Genomic DNA, 16425 nt, shown 5'->3' with positions numbered 1-16425 from the left:
TGCTCTCCATGAAGTTTCCGCCGACCACAGTGCACACTCCGCTCAGCGCACACCAAGCGGCGGTTGCCGCTCAGTGGCAGCCGGGCGCCGTGATCCCAGCCGTGCGGTGGCCAGGGCCGCGAGCAGGAACACGACGGCCTCGTAAACCATCGCCGAGCCCATCGTCCCCGCGGTGTAGACGACTCCCGCCAGCGCCACCCCGACCGTGCCGCCGAGCTGCTGGGCGGTGGGCAGCAACCCGGACACCGAACTGGCCGCGCCCGCCGGGACCCGGTGCAGCACCAGGGAAAACGCCGAGGCGGTGAAGACGCCGAACGCGAAACCTCCCGCGCCCAGCACCACCCACAGCACCGGCGCCGGCGCCGGCAGCGCCGGGATGACGAGCAGCGACACCACGGCGAGCCCGGCGGACGCGGCGGCCAGCGCCACGGCGCCGAACCGGCGTGCGGCGGCTTCGGCGACCCCGCTGCCCAGCAGCGCGCCGACCGCGTACGGCGCGACCGTCAACGCGGTCACCAGCGGGTCGCGATGCAGCTCGCCCTGCAGGTACAGGGAGAGCAGCAGGCTGAACGACGGGATCCCGGCGTTGAACAGCAGCACCGCCCCGATGCCCCAGCGGGTCGTCGGCGCCGCCAGGGCTTCCGGGTGCACCAACGGGTGCCGCACGCGCCGTTGTGACGCGGCGAAGGCGGCGAGCAAGCCCAGCGCCACCACCAGGCTGACCCACGTCCATACCGGCCAGGCGGCATCCTGGCCGAGGGTCAGGGGCAGCACCAGCAGGACCAGTCCCGCCAGGGACAACACCGCGCCGACCGAGTCCACCCTGCTCGCGCCCACCGGCCCGCGCCCCGCGGGCAGCACCCGGAACAAGGCCAGCGCGGCGATCCCGACCGGAACCGGCAACGCCAGCGCGACCCGCCAGCCGGCCCCGAACGGGTCGAAGTGCAGCAGGACGCCGCAGCACAACGGCCCGGCGAGCGAGGCGATCGCCATTGTCGCTCCGTACCGGCCCAGCACCGCCGCCCGCCGGTCCGCGGGCACCGCGGTCTGGATCAGCGACAGGATCTGCGGCGCCACCAGACCGCTGCCCGCCCCCTGCACCAGCCTGGCGGCCACCAGCCACTCCACGTCCGGCGCGGCGGCCGCGGCCAGCGACGCCAGCGTGAACACGGCCGTGCCGGCGACGAACAGCCGCCGGTAGCCGAACCGGTCGCCGAGCCGCGCCGCGGTGATCAGCGCGCACGCGTAGGTGAGCGTGTAGCCGGCCAGGGCGAGCTGCCCCGCGCCCGAGCCGGCGGCGAGGTCGTGGCGGATGCGCGGCACGGCCAGCTGCATGACGGTGACGCTCATCAGCTGGACGAACGTCCCCGACAGCAGCACGGCCTGAGCGGCGGGCCTCATGCCTGCTTCACGATCCGGCCGAGGAGTTCGGCGAGCTCGCCGGGCCGAGTCAGGAACGGCGAGTGCCCGCCGGGCAAGGAATGCACCGTGAACGGGTTGTCGGGTGTCACGCGGTCGGCTTCGGCGATCATCAGGTCCTGCGTGACCGGCGGCAACGCGAGGTCGCCGGTCAGCCGGATGTAGCTGCGCGGCACGCGGCCCCACCGTGCGGCGGTGACCGGGAACTCCCCGGCCAGCGACACCAGCGGTTCGTCGGGGTGCAGCGTGAGACGCCAGCCGGGGCGGTCCGCGGGCCAGTCGTTGAGGAACGCCCGCCGGATCACCTCCACTTCGGACGGATCCGGCGAGAGCGGGTTGATCCGGAACGCGCCGATCACCTCGGGATCACCGGCACGCGGCACCTGGACAGCCTCGGCGTTCTCCGGCGCGGCGACGTAGTCCAAGAAGCGTGGCCGGCCCGCGGGCACGAACGCCGACAGGTACACCACGTGGTCAGCCAGCTCCGGGTGCCGCTCGATCGCGGCCGACGCCGGGCCGCCGCCCGCGCTGTGCGCGACGAGGACCACCCGCGCGAACCGGCGGCGCACCTCGGCGAGGTCGGCGACCAGCGCGTCGACGAGCACGCCGGTGGTGAGCCCGGTGAGCGCGGACGGTTCGCTGGTCAGGCCCGGCTGGCCCGGCTGCAGGTACCCGGACGGGGTCGGCGCGGTGATGCCGTGTCCGGGCAGGTCCACGGCCACGCTGGGCACGCCGGAGGCGGCCAGTGCGCGCTGGGTCGCGGCCCAGTGCAGCGAGGAGTGCCAGGCACCGTGGACGAACACGCAGGTGGTGGTCTCGTTCATGACGTCCTTTCGACGGAAGTGGGAACGAGGTCCACTCCACCGCGTCGCCGTGACGGTCATCCACTTTCATATCTGGATCAGCCCGGCGCGATATCTTGTGCGTATGGAAGTACGACACCTCCGGTACGCCCTGGCACTGGCCGAGCACCAGCACTTCGGCCGGGCGGCCGCCGCCCTCGGGATCGCGCAGCCGCCGCTGTCCACGCAGATCGCGGCTGTTGAACGCGAGATCGGTGAGCGGCTGTTCGACCGCACGCCCCGCGGCGTGTTCCCGACCGCCGCCGGCACCGCGTTCCTCGCCCGGGCGCGGCGTGCGCTGAGCGAGATGACCGCCGCCGCGGTCGAGGCCGGCCGCGCGGCGCGCGGCGAAACCGGTCAGCTGCGGATGGGGTTCATCGGCTCGGCGTTGCTCGACCCGCTGCCCGGCGTGCTGGGCCGCTTCCGCAAAGCGCGGCCGGACGTCCGGCTCGACCTGCGGGAGATGAACAGCCCGGACGGGACCGCGGCCCTCGTCGCGGGCGACCTCGACGTCGCGGTCGGGCGCGGCGCACCTCGCGGCGCCGGGGTCGACGGGCTGGTGACCGTGCCGATCGGCGCCGATCACCTGGTCGCCGTGGTCGGGGTCGCCCACCCCTTCGCCGGCCGCGCGGAGATCCGGCTCGAACAGCTGGCGGCCGAACAGCTGATCATGTCGGCGCCCGAACAGGAGCCCGCGGTCGCCGCTCACCTGCGCAGCCTGTTCGGCGCGGACACCACGGCGCTGGATGCCGCCACCCGGTCGCGGGACGTCCACACGATCATCGGCCTCGCGGCCTGCGGCGTCGGCGTCGGCCTCGGCCCGGCCCGGATGCGGCTGGTCACCCGCAAGGACGTGTGGTTCTGCGACGTCGCCCCGCGCTTGCGCCTGCCGGACCTGCAACTGTCCTTCCGCGCGGCCGACGACTCCCCGGTGCTCGCCGCGTTCCTGGACATCGTCCGCGCGAACTGCGCCGAAGTCGGCTCACGCCTGGACGACATCCTCGCCCGGCGGCAGGCCCGCTCGATGGCGCCGGATCCCGCGCCGACGCGGTAGGAGGCGACCCCGGCCCCAGGACCGGGGCCGCCGCAGCGCCGTCAGGCCGCGGGTTCTTCCTGGAGGGCGCGGACCTCGATGCGGCTCCGCAGCGCCTTCGACGCCTGCTTGGTCCATTCGATGGCGACGTCGTCGTTGTCGACCTCGATGATCCAGAAGCCGCCCAGGTACTCGTCGGCCTCGGTGAACGGGCCCGGGGTGACCACGGGGCTGTCCCCGGAGTAGTCCACCGTGGTCGCGCTCGACGGGGGCTGCAGGCCGCCGGCGGTGACGAACGCGCCGGCCTCCTGCACGGCGGTGTTGAACGCGTCGACCGCGGCGATGATTTCCTGCAGCTCCGCGGGGTCCATGTTCTCCATGGTCGGCTCCTCGGCGGAGTCGTGCGGGAGGCTCAGGAAGTACTTCGTCATTGTCGTCTCCTCGTCGTCGGGCCGTCGGCCGCTGTCTGATGCCGGAAACGCTAGGCGGGGGGCCACCACCGGGGCATCAGTCATCGTGACTGGTGTCCAGGGACCGGCACCGGTCACTCGACGAAGCCGGCGAGCTCGGCGCGCCCGGTGACGCCGAGTTTCGGGTACGCCTTGTACAGGTGGTGGCCGACGGTCCGCGGGCTGAGGAACAGCTGCGCGGCGATCTCCTTGTTGGTGTGACCGGTGGCGGCCAGCCGCACGACCTGCAGCTCTTGCGGGGTCAACAGGGTGAGCGGGCCGCTGCGCCGCGGCTCGTCGCCCCGCTCGCCGAAGGCGGCCAGCTCGCCGCGCGCCCGCTCCGCCCACAGCCGCGCGTCGAGGCGCTCGAACGCGGACACCGCCGCCGCGAGGTGGGCGCGGGCCTCAATGCGGCGACGACGGCGCCGCAGCCACTCGCCGTAGACCAGCTGGGTTCGGGCGCACTCATAGGGGCCGCCGTGCCCCTCGTGTCGTCGCAGCGCCTCGGCGTACAGCGCGTCGGCGTCGTCATCGTCGGCCAGCAAGGCCCGGCACCGCAGGGCGAGCCCGGTGGCGACCGGGCGGTCGACGTGCTCGGCCCAGTGCCGGAACGCCGCCAGTGGTTCGTGGGCGCGCTCCGGCAGGCCGGCGCGCACCGCGGCTTCCACCAGATCCGGCACCGCCCGCACCAGGAGGTCGCGGCTCGCGGGTCCCCGGCACACCTGGTCGAGCCGGTCGAGCGCGTCCCCGAACCGCCGGGCGGACAGGTCGAGCATTCCCAGGCCCCAGGCCGCGATCTCGGCGTTGACCCGGTGCCGGTCCCGGGCGCGCGGGAGCACCTCCTCGGCGAGCGCCCGGCAGCGGGCCTCGTCGCCCGACACGGCGTGCAGCCACACCTCCACCGACCGGTGGGCCAGGTGCTCGGTCGTGTTCCCGAGTTCCTCGCTCACCGACGCGCCTTCCGCCACACACGCGCGGGCGTCGGCGAACTCGCCGCGCAGCAGCCGCGCCACGGCGAGCACGTTCAGGGTGTACGGGACCCAGCCCAACGCGCCGTTGGCCCGCACCACGGCCAGCATGTCCGCGGTCCCGGCGGCGACGTTGTCGTCGTCGGCGATCATGAGCCCGCCGAACCCGGCGGTGATGCGCTGCATCAGGTCGTGCCCGCCACCGGGGGTGGCGGTGTGGAGGTCGCGCATCGGGCCGACGGCCGCCTCCGGGCGTCCGGCGAACAGCTCCGCCCAGCCGAGAAGGGCGGCGATCACGGGTGCCCAATGCTCCGGCGGGGTCAACCCGCGCATCAGATCCGCCGCACGCTCCAGGACGTCGTGTGCCGCCCCGTGCCGGGCGGCGTGCGCGGCCTCGTAGAGCGTGAGCGCGGCGCGCTCCGGATCGGTGTCGCGCACCAGCGCGGCGGCCTCGAGCGTCAGCTCCGCGTCGGCCCGGGGCGAGGTGCGTTCGTACTCCACGGCGCCACGGGTGTAGATGGCATCGGTCCGCACGCCGGTGTCGGCGGTGAGCGCGAGCGCTTCGGCCGCCAGCCGGGCGGCGCGGTCGGCCTTGCCCGCGTCGAAGGCGGCCTGGCTGGCCCGGGCGATGCGGCGGGCTTTCAGCTCCCGGTCGGCGCTGAGGCGGCCGGCGCGTTCGTAGGCAGCGCACACCGCCATCGCGCCGCCGCGGTGCCAGGCCCGCTCCGCCACGCCTTCGAGTTCGGCGGCCACCGCCTCGTCGGGTTTGGTGGTGGCCGCGGCGAGGTGCCAGGCCCGGCGGTCGGCATCGGCGTCCGCGTGCAGCGCCTCGGCGTAGGCGCGGTGCACCTCGATCCGGCGGTGCAGCGGCGCGTCCTGGTAGGCGGCGGCCCGTACCAGGGGGTGGCGGAACGTGATCCGGCTGTCGATGCGGACCAGCCGGTCGTGCTCGGCGGGCGCCAGGTCGCCGGCGGCGTCACCGAGGGATTCGATCACGTGCAGGATCGTCGCGAGGGGCGCCGCGGTGTCGGTCGCCGCCACCAGAAGCGCACGCTGGGTGGGCTCGGGAAGCGCCACGATCTGGTGGCGGAACGCCTCCTGCACGCGGCGGGTCACCGGCAGCGGACGGACTTGCCCGGCCGGGTCGGAGTCGTCGGCGTCGCGGGCGGCGAGCCGCGACGACCCGAGCTCGATGATCGCCAGCGGATTGCCGAGGGATTCCGCGAGCACCCGGGTCCGCAGCCGCTCGGCGAGTTGCGGCGCGTGGTCGTCGAGCAGCCGGGCGGCATCGGGCGCGGCGAGGCCGGGCAGCTCGATGACCTCGACGCCCGCGATCTCGAACGGCACCGACGTCTCGCGCACCGCGAACAGCACCGCGATGGGGTCGGCCACGAAGCGGCGGGCCGCGAACAACAACGCCTCCACCGACCCTTGGTCGAGCCATTGCAGGTCGTCGACCACGCACAGCAGCGGGGCGTCCTCGGCCAGATCGGCGAGCAACGACAGGGTGGCGGCGGAGATCAGGAACCGGTTGGCGTCGTCTCCTTCGGACAGGCCGAACGCGCAACGCAGAGCCCTGGCCTGGGGAGCCGGGAGGGCGTCCAACCGGTCCAGGTGCGGGAACAGGAGTTGGTGCAGACCGCCGTACGCGAGCTCGGAGTCGGACTCGACCCCCGCCGCGCGGACCACCCGCATCCCCTCGGCCTCGGCGATCGACACGGCGTCGTCGAGAAGAACCGATTTCCCGATGCCCGCAGCGCCCCGCAACCCCAGCGCGCCACTGCGTTCGCCGCGCGCATCCGTCAGCAGATGCCGAATCCGCGCTTGCTCGACGCCCCTCCCCACCAGCGACATGCGGTCACCCTAGTACGGCCGATCGCGTTCGCTTGCGCAAATACCTCCGTGTCGTTTCGACCGGTCCGGCCTTAGCTTCGAGCGATGGCGAACGAACTGACGATTCCGGCCCTGCCCTGTCCTTCCATCGACGAAATCGAGTCGTTCTACGAGATGCTCGGCTTCGAGGTGACCTACCGGCAGACGCGGCCGAACCCGTACCTGGCGGTGCGGCGGGAAGACATCAACCTGCACTTTTTCGGCATGGCCGGCTACGACCCGGCGCAGTCCTACAGCACGTGCATCGTGGTCGTGCCGGACATCCACGCGTTGTTCGAGCAATTCGCGGCGGCCATGCGCAAAACGCACGGGAAGCTGCTCATCACCGGCATCCCGCGGATGACCCGGCCCCGGCTGCGCAACGACCGCTACACCGGTTTCGCGGTCATCGACCCGGGCGGCAACTGGATCCGGATCACCAGAGCACAGCCGGAACCCGAGGCCACCACCCGATTGGCCAAGGCCATGGAGAACGCCGCCCGCATGGCCGACTCCCACGGCGACGACCGTCAGGGCTTGAAGATCCTGGAAGGCGCACTGAAGAAAGCAACCGGCGACGAACCGGAGTTCCCGGCGGCCACGGAGTACCGGGACGAGCTGATCGCACGGGTCAAGGGCTTGTAGATCGTCCAGAACGGTGGCGGTGAGGCTCGCAGGAAACGTCGTAGGCGATCTCGTCGTGAGATCCTTGCCACGATGTCTGGTCACAACTCGACCGCCTCCGCGAGCACCGCCAGCGCGATGTCGCGTTTGAGCATCCGGGCGGGCACGATGTCGACCGGGTAGCCGAGCAACCGCTCCAGCTCGATAGCCAGGGTGGCGAGGTCGACCAGGTCGGCACCCGCGGCGAGATCGACCAGCAGATCGATGTCGCTGCTCTCCTCGTCCTCCCCGCGTGCGACGCTGCCGATAACGCGGACGTTCCTCACCTTGTGTGCGTGCGCGAGCGCCAGAACCTCGCTCCGGTGCCGGGCCAGAACCCGCCCAGCCGGCGATATGGGGGCGAACCTCGTGGCGCGACAAGCCCTGATCAACCGCGAGACCTCCGGCTCCGCCCGATCTGCTTCCGTTAGGCCAACGACGCGGCCGGCTCATCACCGGGCTGTATACAGCACATGCTAAACCCGGTCGAGGCACCGTGACGGGCGCTCGCAGGTTGGTCCGAGCTGACCGCATCGAGCTCACCTCGAGAGCGACACCGGACGATGCCCTCCCGCACTAATCAGCCGGCCGAGGTTGTCGATCACCGCGGCGACCACGTCGCCGGTCTTGGCGGTGCCGCCGACGTGGGGCGTGAGGACCCCGGCGGCGGTGGCCGCCTCGATCGCCGCACGCACGCAGTCCGCCCTCTGTGGACAGTCCGAAGTGGTCCAGCATCAACGCGGCGCTGCCGATGACGCCGATGGGATTGGCCAGGCCCTGCCCGGCGATGTCCGGGGCGGGCCCGTACACCGGGTCGAACATCGACGGGAACCTGCACTCGGGGTCGGCACCGTCCCCGCCGCCGGCGTCATGCTGATTTTCGGCATCGATAAGTTCAGGTCCGAATGCCGGGCCCTGGTGAACCTTTACGGCAACGCGGTGGCCACCGGCACGCGCCCTCGCCTCGGAGCCGGAGACCGCCCAGCCAAGCCCCGCCGACGGCACACCTTCCGGTGCAGCGCCCGCCCGCGCCGCGCGATCAACCCTCCTCCGTCGCCACCGGCTGCAAGCACGTCGGCCAAGCCGGGTAGCGCGCGCCGATCACCCCAGGACCGTCGGCTGAGCTGGACGGTAACCTTGGGCAACCCCGCCGCGCGTGCGCACGCGCGGTGAACTCGACGACGAGGAGGTTGGCGACCGTTGGCGCGCGTTCCCGGCAACCTCCCCGGCTCCGAGTCGGTCAGCAGCTTCGTCGGCAGGCGCGCCGCCGTCGCCGAGGTGCGGGCCCTTCTCGGGGCCGCCCGGCTGGTCACGCTGCTCGGGCCGGGCGGCATGGGCAAGACCCGCCTGGCGGTGCACGTGGCCGAGAGCGTGCGACGGAGCTTCCCGGACGGGGTGTGGCTGGTGGAGCTGGCGGACCTGCGCGATCCGGACATGGTCGGGCACGCCGTCGTCGACGCGCTCGGCGTGGTCGACCAGTCGATGACCTCCTCCGAGGACGTCCTGACCGACCACCTGCGCGGCAAGAAGCTGCTCCTGGTCCTCGACAACTGCGAGCACGTGCTCGACGCGTGCGCCCAGCTCGCGGCGACCATCCTGCGCGCGGCGCCGCACGTGCGGATCCTGGCGACCAGCCGGGAGGCGCTGCACGCGCCGGGCGAGCACGTGTGGGCCGTCCCGCCGCTGAGCGTGCCCGAGCAGGGCCTGGCCGACCTGCCGGCCCGCAAGCTGCTGGAGTTCGAGGCGGTCGAACTGTTCGCCCAGCGCGCGGCGGCCGCGGTGCCGGGTTTCGAGCTCACCCCGGAGAACCGGGAGGGCGTGGCCCGGCTGTGCGCGCGGGTCGACGGGATGCCGCTGGCCATCGAGCTGGCGGCCGTGCGCCTGCAGGCGCTGGGCGTCACCGAGATCCTCGACCTGCTCGAGAACCACTTCCAGGCCCTGCCCACCGTGGTGCGCGGCGCGCCGGAACGGCACCAGACCCTGCGGGCGGCCGTCGACTGGAGCTACACCCTGTGCTCCCCGGCCGAGCAGGCCGTCTGGGCCCGGGTGTCGGTGTTCAGCGGCGGTTTCGACCTTGACGCGGCCGTCGCCGTGTGCGCGGACGCGGACCTGTCCGCGCCGGTGGTGATCGACGCCCTGACCGCGCTGGTCGGCAAGTCGGTCGTGATCCGCGAACCCCGCAGCTCGCCCGCCGCCCGCTACCGGATGCTTGAAACGATCCGGCAGTTCGGCCGCGAGGTGCTCCACGTCAGCGGCGCCGAGCCGGCCACCCGCACCCGGCACCGCGACCACTACGCCCGGCAGGCCGCCCAGGCGTGGCGCGAGTGGTCGGGCCCGGCGCAGCTGACCTGGTCGGCGAAGCTGCGCCGGGACCAGAACAACCTGCGCTCGGCCCTCCAGCACGCCTTCGACCACGACCAGCCGGCCGGCGCGCGCATGGCGACCGATCTCGGCTATCTGTGGGTGTGCGGGGCCAGCCGCGAGGGGCGCCGGTGGCTCGACCGGGCGCTCGAGGTGCTCACCAAGGAGACGCCCGAACGGTCACGTGCGCTGTGGGTGTCAGGCTGGGTGCGCCAGATCCAGGGCGACTCCGGCGCCTCGGCCGCGGCCCTGAACGAGTGCCTGCGCAGCGCCCGGCGGCTCGGCGACGACGAGGCGGCCTCCCGCGCCGAGCAGTTCCTCGGCATCCACCTGCTGCTCGGCAACCGGCTCGCCCCGGCCGAGACGCTGCTGAGCAGCGCGATGTCCCACTACCGGGACGGCGCGTCCTGGGACTCGGTCTCGCTCATCGGGCTCGCGGCCCTGGGCTGGCTCCAGCTGGTGTGCGGCCGGGCGGAGGAGGCGGAACGCACCTGTCAGGAGTGCCGGCGGCTCAGCGCCGAGCTGGGCGAACGCTGGGCGGCCTCGTGGGCGCTGTGGGTTCTGGGGCTGATCGGGTGGTCGCGCCGGGAGCCGCGGCCGACGGTCGAGGTGCTGCGCGAGTGCATCGGGATCAAGCGGGACCTCGGCGACTGGTTCGGCATCCCGTGCGCGGTCGAGGTCCTGGTGTGGGTTCTGGCGGAGGACGGCGAGCACGAGCGCGCCGCCCGGCTGCTCGGCGCGAACCGCCAGTTGTGGCTCCCGGTCGGGCAGCCGATGTTCGGTTTCGCCCCCTATCTGGAAGCCCACGAGAAGTGCGCCTCGCAGTTGCGCGCGGCGCTCGGTGACGCCCGCTTCGAGCAGAGCCACGCACAAGGACAGCACCTCGCGGCCGATGAGGCGGTCTCGTGCGCGCTGGGCACGCCCGAGGCGCCTCCCGAGCGCGGGAAGTCGCCGCTGACCAGGCGGGAACGGCAGGTGGCCGACCTGGTCGCCGAGGGACTGACGAACCGGGAGATCGCCGAGACGCTGGTGGTGTCGCAGCGGACCGCCGAGTCCCACGTCGAGAACATCCTCAACAAGCTGGGCTACCACTCACGCACGCAGATCGCTGCCTGGGCGCGCGAGCGGCCGACCGGCTCTCCGTAGGTTTCTCCGTACCGATCCCGTGGTGACCGCGGTCACGACCAGCGATTCTGGACCGCGCGACATCGGTATCAGCGGCGATACGGAGGCTTCGGTGCTGCAGACCATCCAGAGGATCGGGCCGATCCTCGACCTCTTCACCCCGGAACGCTCGGAATGGGGCGTGGCGGAGGTCGCCGAGACCCTGGGCACGCCGCGCTCCAGCGCGCACGCCCTGCTCTCGACCCTGGTCGACACCGGCCTGCTCCAGTGCCGGGGCCGCGGCCGCTACCGGCTGGGCTGGCGGGTGGTGGAGCTGAGCGAGGCGATGCGCTCCGGAGTGGACCTGCGGACGTGTGCGGAGCCGGCGATCCAGGAGTTGTCCCGGGAGGTGGGCGAGACCGTCCACCTGGGCGTGTGGGAGCGCGGCAAGGTCCTGTACCTGGACAAGGTGGTGGCCCACCAGCAGGTGACCGTCACCGGCGCCCGGGTCGGCTCGCGGCTGGACGCGCACTGCACGGCGATCGGCAAGGTGCTGCTGGCGCACCGGGACGACGCGGAGATCGACCGCGTGCTCGCCCAGGCGCGGCTCAAGCGGCTGACCGCCACGACCATCACCGATCCCGCCGGGCTCCGGGCGTGCCTGGACCAGGTCCGCGCGCGGCAGGTGGCGTTCGACGACGGCGAAGCGGTCGCGGAGGTGCAGTGCGTCGCCGCGCCCGTCCGCGACGAGCACGGCGACGTGGTGGCCGCCGTCTCCGTGACAGTGCCGGCCACCCGCTTCCGCCCGCGCGGCGACGAATTGCGGAAGTCGGTGTCCGCGGCCGCGTGCAAGATCGGGCGAAGCCTGTCCACCGCGGACCTCGCGGTCACCTGACCGTCAGCTTGCGCCGGTACTTGGCGATGCGGGATCCGCCGTTGATCGCCGCCGCGCAGACCAGCCTTCCGGCGGCGACGCCTTCGAGGACCAGCACGTCACCCTCGTCGACGACGGTGTGGAATTCCTCCGCGTCGGCCAGGTGGCCGGCCACCTGGAACCGGTGCCCGAACTGGTCGGACCACATTGTCGGCACCGGGTCGTAGGCCACGCGCTCCTCCGGCGGGGCGAGGAGGTTCGCCGCCGCGGCGATGCCCATCTCGGCGGCGTTCGTCCAGTGCTCGATGCGGGTCAGGCCCCGGCCGGCCTGCCAGGAGGCGACGTCCCCGGCGGCCACGATGTTCTCCTGGCCGATCGCGAAGCAATACCGGTCGCACTCGACACCGCCGGCAAGCTTCAGCCCGGACCCGGCCAGCCAGCCCACGTTCGGCACCGCCCCGATCGCGACCAGCACCAGATCGGCCGCGAGGACTTCCGCGGTGGACAGGGTGACCGACCCGGCCTTCACCGAGGCGACCCCGGCGCCGAGGCGGAACCCCACGCCGTGCCGCCGGTGCAGTGCTTCGGCCCGCGCCCCGAGCACCGGTCCCAGCGGCACCATCGGCCGGCTCGCCTGGTCCACCACGGTCACGTCGGCACCGAGACCGGTCAGCGACGCCGCGACCTCGCAGCCGATGAAGCCGGCGCCGATGATGACGGTGCGGGGCCGGCCCGCGAGCGCGGCCCGGATCGCGGCGACGTCGTCGAGTCCGCGCAGCGTGTGCACCCCGGCGATCCCCTCGGCTCCGGGCCACGGGCGGGCGGCGCACCCGGAGGCGATGACGAGGCCGTCGAAGGGGACCTCGTCATCGCCGATCCCGACCACGCGGCGGTCGAGGTCGAGGCCGGTGGCGGCGTGCCCGAGCAGCCAGGTCGCCTCGATCCCGTCGGACGGGAGCAGGCAGGAATCCGGGTCCTGCGCACCGCTGAGGACCTCTTTGGACAGTGGCGGACGGTTGTACGGGCGGTGCGGTTCGTCGCCGATGACGGTGAGTTCGCCGCCGAAGCCCTTGCGCCGCAGCGTTTCCGCGGCACGCAGGCCCGCCAGTCCCGCGCCGACGACGACGATCCGGTCCACCGTCAGTCCCCGGCCTTGATCGCGGCCACCGGGCACAGGGCCGCGGCATGCTCGACCTCGGCTCGGCGGTCCTCCCCCGGAGTCTCGTCGAGGACCGTCACGACTTCGTCGTCGTCCCCGAGCGCGAACACGCCCTCGGCGGCCATCACGCACTGTCCGTGCGCCTCGCACCGGCCCTTGTCGACGGTGACCTTCATGTGGTTTTCCTTCCTGTGGTGGGTTGTCCGGCCCGGCTGTGGGCGACGCGGAGCAGTTCGGGAATGGAGCACAACTTCACCCGCGGGCGGCCGGCGGGTTCGCCGAGGGCGCGCTCGTGGGCGTCGACGACCTGCCACTGGTCGTAGGTGACCAGGCCGGGGCGGCGGGATCGGATCCACTCGGCCAGGTGCCGGTGGTGGTCCGGATCCCGCGCGGGCAACTCGGCTGAGGCGAGGTCGGCCAGCAGTGTTTTCACCGTGTCGCCGGCGCACTTCTTGTTCGTGCCGATGATCCCGGAGGGACCGCGCTTGATCCAGCCGCTGACGTACTCGTGGCGGCGGCCTTCGATGCGGCCGTCGACGTGGGGGATGACACCGCGGCGTTCGTCGAACGGCAGCCCCGGGCAGGGAATGCCGCGGTAGCCCACGGCGCGGATCACGAGCCCGGCGGCGAGCTCCTCCCGGTCGCCGGTGGGCTCGGCGAGGACGCGGCCGTCCTCGCCGGTGTGGAGGGCGTTGCGTTCCAGGACGATCGAGCGCACCCGGTCGTCGCCGCGCAGCTCGACCGGAGAGCTGCAGAACCGCAGTGTGATCGTGCGCCGGGCGGACGGCGCCGGCTCCCGCCGGGCGAATTCGCGCAACGCCGCGATGTTCAGGGCGACGGTGCTCCCGGCGGCCTCGGCGTCGGCATCGCTGACGGCTTCCAGGTCGGCGGGATCCACCCGTACGTCCACCCCGTCGAGCGCGCCCAGCTCCCGCAGCTCGGCCGGGGTGAACGCGGCCTGCAGCGGGCCACGCCTGCCGACCACGACGACCTCGGTGATCGAGCTGCGTTCCAGCACGGGGATGGCGTGGTCGGCGATGTCGGTGGCCCGCAGCTCCTGTGCAGGCATGGCCAGCATGCGGGCGATGTCGAGTGCGACGTTGCCGTTGCCGATCACCACCGCCCGCCGGGCCGTCAAGTACTCGGCCACCGGAACGCCGGTGTGGTCGGGGTGGCCGTTGTACCAGCCGACGAGGTCGCCGGCGGCGACGCTGCCCGCGAGGTGTTCGCCGGGCACACCGAGGCGTTTGTCGGCGGGCGCCCCGAGCGCGTAAACCACCGCGTCGTAGCGCGCCGCGAGTTCGGCGGCCTCGACGTCGCGGCCGAGTTCGATGTTGCCGAAGAACCGGAATCGTTCGTGGGCGGCGGTCTTGTCGAACACCGCGCTCACCGACTTGATCTTCGGGTGGTCCGGTGCGACGCCGAACCGCACGAGCCCCCACGGGGTGGGCAGCCGTTCGAGCACGTCGACGTGGATCGCCGGCTCCCGCTGTTTCAGCAGGGCGGCCGCGGCGTAGAACCCGGACGGGCCCGAGCCGACGACGGCGACGTAGAGCGGGCGCATGTCACTCCTCATCCGACGGGGGCCGCGTCGACGACGACGAACCGGTCGCCGCGGCGCTGCCAGCTCGCCCGGATGGTCACCGAACCGCTGCCGCCCACGTACCGGGTCTGGCTGGTTCCGGTGTCCCCGGTGCTGGACAGCCCGACGATCTCGAAGCTCCGCAGCGGCTGCGGGAGCAGCGCCGCCACCGCCGGGATCCGCTCGTGCAGCGACGGATCGAGGTCGCGCGTGAACTTCTCCACGTGCCCGGCGACGACGGCCGCCGCGTGCTCTTCGACGATCTGCTGGAGCAGGGTCGCGTTCACCACGTCCTCCTCAGCCGGCCTTGACGAAGTAGCCGGCGTTCTTCGCGATGTAGTGCTTCCACTGGTCGGGCACGTCCGCTTCGGCGAAGATCGCGTCGCTCGGGCAGGCCGGGACGCAGGCGCCGCAGTCGATGCACGTGGCCGGGTCGATGAACAGGTGGTCGACGTCGTCGAACTCCTCGTCGTCGAGCGTGGGCTTGATGGCGTCGACCGGGCAGCTCTCCACACAGGACGTGTCCTTGATGCCGACGCAGCGCTCGGTGATCACAAAGGTCATGGCTGTGAGTCCTTCGGGTGCAGCTGGAGGGAGCCGGCGGGTGACGGGGCACCCGCCGGCGGTCGGTCAGAGGCGATCGGTTCAGGGGCGGTCCGCCGGCACCGGGTTGGCGGCCGGGTCCCACGTCACGTGCACGTGCTCCGGGCCGCGGTGCCCGATGTTGGGCGAGAACTCCCAGCTCTGGCCCGGCACGAGCTGCATGTGGGGCAGGCGCCGCACGGTCTCCTCGAGTGCGATGCGCATCTCCAGCCGGGCCACGCCCTCGCCGAGGCAGCGGTGCCGGCCCCAGCCGAACGCCATGTGCTTGTTGGCGTTGTCCCGCCGGATGTCGAAGCGGTCACCGTCGTCGAACGCGGCGTCGTCGTGGTTGCCCGAACCGAGGGCGATGAGCAGCCGCTGCCCGGCCGGCAGGTCGACGCCGCCCAGCGTGGTGGCCTTGGTGGTGATGCGCTTCCACTGCGGCACCGGTGTGTAGAAACGCAGGCTCTCCTCGACGGCATTGGGCACCAGGCTGGGGTCGGCGCACAGCAGTTCCCACTGGTCGCGGTTCTCCAGCAGCGCCCGGTACATGCCGCCGGAGGCGTTGACCGTGGTCTCCTGACCGGCGAAGGTCAGCTGCATCATGATGGTCTGGACGTAGTCCTGGTCCCACAGGTCGGAGTTCTTGGGCAGCTGCAGCTGGGCGATGAACTGGCTCATCACGTCGTCGCCCGGGTCGGCGAGGAGCCGTTCGATGTGCCCCTTGATGTAGCCCCAGTAGTCGGCCAGGTTCTGGGCCTGCTCGACCTGCTCCTCCTCGTCGGGGAACCCGAACCCGAACACGGCCAGCCGCTTGATGAACTGCTTGGTGATGGGCACGTCCGAGTCGGGGATGCCCATCATGCGGAACAGCACCAGGGCGGGGACCTCGTACATGAAGTCGTCGATGAGGTCGGCCTCGCCGCGCTTGATGAAACCGTCGATCTTGTCGGCGACGAACTCGCGGATCATCGGCTCCAGGGTTTTGACCCGCTCCGGGGTGAAGGGGCGCCGCAACGCCTGGCGGTGCCGGGTGTGGACCGGCGGGTCCTCGTCGACGAGGCTGGGGGCGATCTTCACGCCGGAGGAGCCCACGATGTTCAGCGCCGCCTCGCACGGGACCTGGTAGAGCTCGAGGACGTTGGCGGCCGAGAACGTCTCGGTGTCCTGCATGATCTGCAGGATGTCGTCGTACCGGGTGACCACCCACATGTCCAGCTGCGGGCTGTAGAAGACCGGCTCCTCCTTGCGGGCCTTCGCGTAGAACTCGTACATCTCGTTCGCGGCGAGCGGATCGAACGACTCCCCGATGTGCGACACCGGGCACTTCCCGGTGGTGCTGGGAGTGGACTCCGTGCTGGTCATCCTGCAAGACCTCCTCGTCTGCGTGGGCTGTGTCACGAGGATCGGGCCCGCCCCGGCGGGACTCAACGCACATCCCGGCATCCCGGACGACGGCCCGCCGGATCGTCCCGCTGTCCGGGCATCACGACTCGGGGGCAGCAACGGCGGAGGCC

At 72.4% G+C, this 16425-nt stretch carries 16 protein-coding genes and 1 pseudogene; 4 read left to right on the top strand and 13 right to left on the bottom strand.

Going from position 1 to position 16425, the window contains the following annotated elements:
• Positions 1–42 precede the first annotated feature (42 nt).
• Positions 43–1401, bottom strand: a complete 1359-nt coding sequence (locus ABZ215_RS29275; RefSeq protein WP_354953160.1) for an MFS transporter — start codon at positions 1399–1401, stop codon at positions 43–45.
• On the bottom strand, positions 1398–2243 hold the full coding sequence (locus ABZ215_RS29270) for an alpha/beta fold hydrolase (protein ID WP_354953158.1): 846 nt from the start codon (positions 2241–2243) through the stop codon (positions 1398–1400). Before ABZ215_RS29270 ends, ABZ215_RS29275 begins: the two co-directional genes overlap by 4 nt.
• 103 nt (positions 2244–2346) lie before the next feature.
• On the opposite strand from ABZ215_RS29270, the gene ABZ215_RS29265 reads away from it, so the two are divergent.
• Entirely contained in the window at positions 2347–3315 is a 969-nt protein-coding gene (locus ABZ215_RS29265; RefSeq protein WP_354953156.1) for a LysR family transcriptional regulator, read from the top strand.
• Positions 3316–3356: 41 nt separating this feature from the next.
• On the opposite strand, the gene ABZ215_RS29260 is transcribed toward ABZ215_RS29265, so the two are convergent.
• Together ABZ215_RS29260 and ABZ215_RS29255 are read right to left on the bottom strand one after the other, a co-directional pair.
• Positions 3357–3725, bottom strand: a complete 369-nt coding sequence (locus ABZ215_RS29260) for a YciI family protein (protein ID WP_354953154.1) — start codon at positions 3723–3725, stop codon at positions 3357–3359.
• 113 nt (positions 3726–3838) lie between these two features.
• On the bottom strand, positions 3839–6565 hold the full coding sequence (locus ABZ215_RS29255) for a LuxR C-terminal-related transcriptional regulator (protein WP_354953152.1): 2727 nt from the start codon (positions 6563–6565) through the stop codon (positions 3839–3841).
• An 84-nt stretch (positions 6566–6649) separates the two neighbouring features.
• Between ABZ215_RS29255 and ABZ215_RS29250 the strand changes: the two genes are divergently transcribed.
• On the top strand, positions 6650–7228 hold the full coding sequence (locus ABZ215_RS29250) for a VOC family protein (RefSeq protein ID WP_354953150.1): 579 nt from the start codon (positions 6650–6652) through the stop codon (positions 7226–7228).
• 80 nt (positions 7229–7308) lie between these two features.
• Here ABZ215_RS29250 and ABZ215_RS29245 read toward each other — a convergent pair whose 3' ends face one another.
• The 3 genes and pseudogenes from ABZ215_RS29245 to ABZ215_RS29235 all read right to left on the bottom strand — a co-directional run.
• The gene (locus tag ABZ215_RS29245) at positions 7309–7638 is read right to left on the bottom strand and encodes a nucleotidyltransferase domain-containing protein (RefSeq protein ID WP_354953148.1); all 330 of its coding nucleotides are present in this window, start codon (positions 7636–7638) and stop codon (positions 7309–7311) included.
• 147 nt (positions 7639–7785) lie between these two features.
• On the bottom strand, positions 7786–7941 hold the full coding sequence (locus ABZ215_RS29240) for a hypothetical protein (RefSeq protein WP_354953196.1): 156 nt from the start codon (positions 7939–7941) through the stop codon (positions 7786–7788).
• 16 nt (positions 7942–7957) lie between these two features.
• Positions 7958–8080, bottom strand: a pseudogene (locus ABZ215_RS29235) (isocitrate/isopropylmalate family dehydrogenase); the annotation flags it as partial.
• Positions 8081–8446: 366 nt separating this feature from the next.
• On the opposite strand from ABZ215_RS29235, the gene ABZ215_RS29230 reads away from it, so the two are divergent.
• Positions 8447–10753, top strand: coding sequence for a LuxR C-terminal-related transcriptional regulator (locus ABZ215_RS29230; RefSeq protein WP_354953146.1), 2307 nt, complete (start codon positions 8447–8449; stop codon positions 10751–10753).
• Positions 10754–10844: 91 nt separating this feature from the next.
• Positions 10845–11606, top strand: coding sequence for an IclR family transcriptional regulator (locus ABZ215_RS29225; RefSeq protein ID WP_354953144.1), 762 nt, complete (start codon positions 10845–10847; stop codon positions 11604–11606).
• On the opposite strand, the gene ABZ215_RS29220 is transcribed toward ABZ215_RS29225, so the two are convergent.
• The 6 genes from ABZ215_RS29220 to ABZ215_RS29195 all read right to left on the bottom strand — a co-directional run bounded on the left by ABZ215_RS29220 (position 11599) and on the right by ABZ215_RS29195 (position 16273).
• On the bottom strand, positions 11599–12723 hold the full coding sequence (locus ABZ215_RS29220) for an FAD-dependent oxidoreductase (protein ID WP_354953142.1): 1125 nt from the start codon (positions 12721–12723) through the stop codon (positions 11599–11601). The two genes, ABZ215_RS29225 and ABZ215_RS29220, sit on opposite strands and share 8 nt — an antisense overlap.
• 2 nt (positions 12724–12725) lie before the next feature.
• Positions 12726–12920 (bottom strand): ferredoxin, encoded by a 195-nt coding sequence (locus tag ABZ215_RS29215; RefSeq protein ID WP_354953140.1) that lies wholly within the window; start codon positions 12918–12920, stop codon positions 12726–12728.
• Positions 12917–14308, bottom strand: a complete 1392-nt coding sequence (locus tag ABZ215_RS29210) for an FAD-dependent oxidoreductase (protein ID WP_354953138.1) — start codon at positions 14306–14308, stop codon at positions 12917–12919. The genes ABZ215_RS29215 and ABZ215_RS29210 overlap by 4 nt, the downstream gene beginning before the upstream one ends.
• Before the next feature lie 8 nt (positions 14309–14316).
• Positions 14317–14613, bottom strand: coding sequence for a hypothetical protein (locus ABZ215_RS29205; RefSeq protein ID WP_020415703.1), 297 nt, complete (start codon positions 14611–14613; stop codon positions 14317–14319).
• Positions 14614–14623: 10 nt separating this feature from the next.
• Positions 14624–14890: a 4Fe-4S binding protein gene (locus tag ABZ215_RS29200; protein ID WP_354953135.1), complete on the bottom strand. Its 267-nt coding sequence runs from the start codon at positions 14888–14890 to the stop codon at positions 14624–14626.
• 81 nt (positions 14891–14971) lie between these two features.
• Positions 14972–16273: a cytochrome P450 gene (locus ABZ215_RS29195; protein WP_354953133.1), complete on the bottom strand. Its 1302-nt coding sequence runs from the start codon at positions 16271–16273 to the stop codon at positions 14972–14974.
• Positions 16274–16425: the final 152 nt, after the last annotated feature.

Source organism: Amycolatopsis sp. NPDC006131 (genome assembly GCF_040614175.1).
Taxonomy (GTDB): Bacteria; Actinomycetota; Actinomycetes; order Mycobacteriales; family Pseudonocardiaceae; genus Amycolatopsis_E; species Amycolatopsis_E tucumanensis.
Note: the sequence above shows the minus strand (reverse complement) of the source record. Positions and strands in the feature narration are given on the sequence as shown.

Coding starts and splice junctions, on each gene's coding strand:
- ABZ215_RS29260 (WP_354953154.1), bottom strand. CDS start 3,725: ATGACGAAGTACTTCCTGAGCCTCCCGCACGACTCCGCCGAGGAGCCG.
- ABZ215_RS29265 (WP_354953156.1), top strand. CDS start 2,347: ATGGAAGTACGACACCTCCGGTACGCCCTGGCACTGGCCGAGCACCAG.
- ABZ215_RS29270 (WP_354953158.1), bottom strand. CDS start 2,243: ATGAACGAGACCACCACCTGCGTGTTCGTCCACGGTGCCTGGCACTCC.
- ABZ215_RS29275 (WP_354953160.1), bottom strand. CDS start 1,401: ATGAGGCCCGCCGCTCAGGCCGTGCTGCTGTCGGGGACGTTCGTCCAG.
- ABZ215_RS29210 (WP_354953138.1), bottom strand. CDS start 14,308: ATGCGCCCGCTCTACGTCGCCGTCGTCGGCTCGGGCCCGTCCGGGTTC.
- ABZ215_RS29255 (WP_354953152.1), bottom strand. CDS start 6,565: ATGTCGCTGGTGGGGAGGGGCGTCGAGCAAGCGCGGATTCGGCATCTG.
- ABZ215_RS29195 (WP_354953133.1), bottom strand. CDS start 16,273: ATGACCAGCACGGAGTCCACTCCCAGCACCACCGGGAAGTGCCCGGTG.
- ABZ215_RS29215 (WP_354953140.1), bottom strand. CDS start 12,920: ATGAAGGTCACCGTCGACAAGGGCCGGTGCGAGGCGCACGGACAGTGC.
- ABZ215_RS29250 (WP_354953150.1), top strand. CDS start 6,650: ATGGCGAACGAACTGACGATTCCGGCCCTGCCCTGTCCTTCCATCGAC.
- ABZ215_RS29200 (WP_354953135.1), bottom strand. CDS start 14,890: ATGACCTTTGTGATCACCGAGCGCTGCGTCGGCATCAAGGACACGTCC.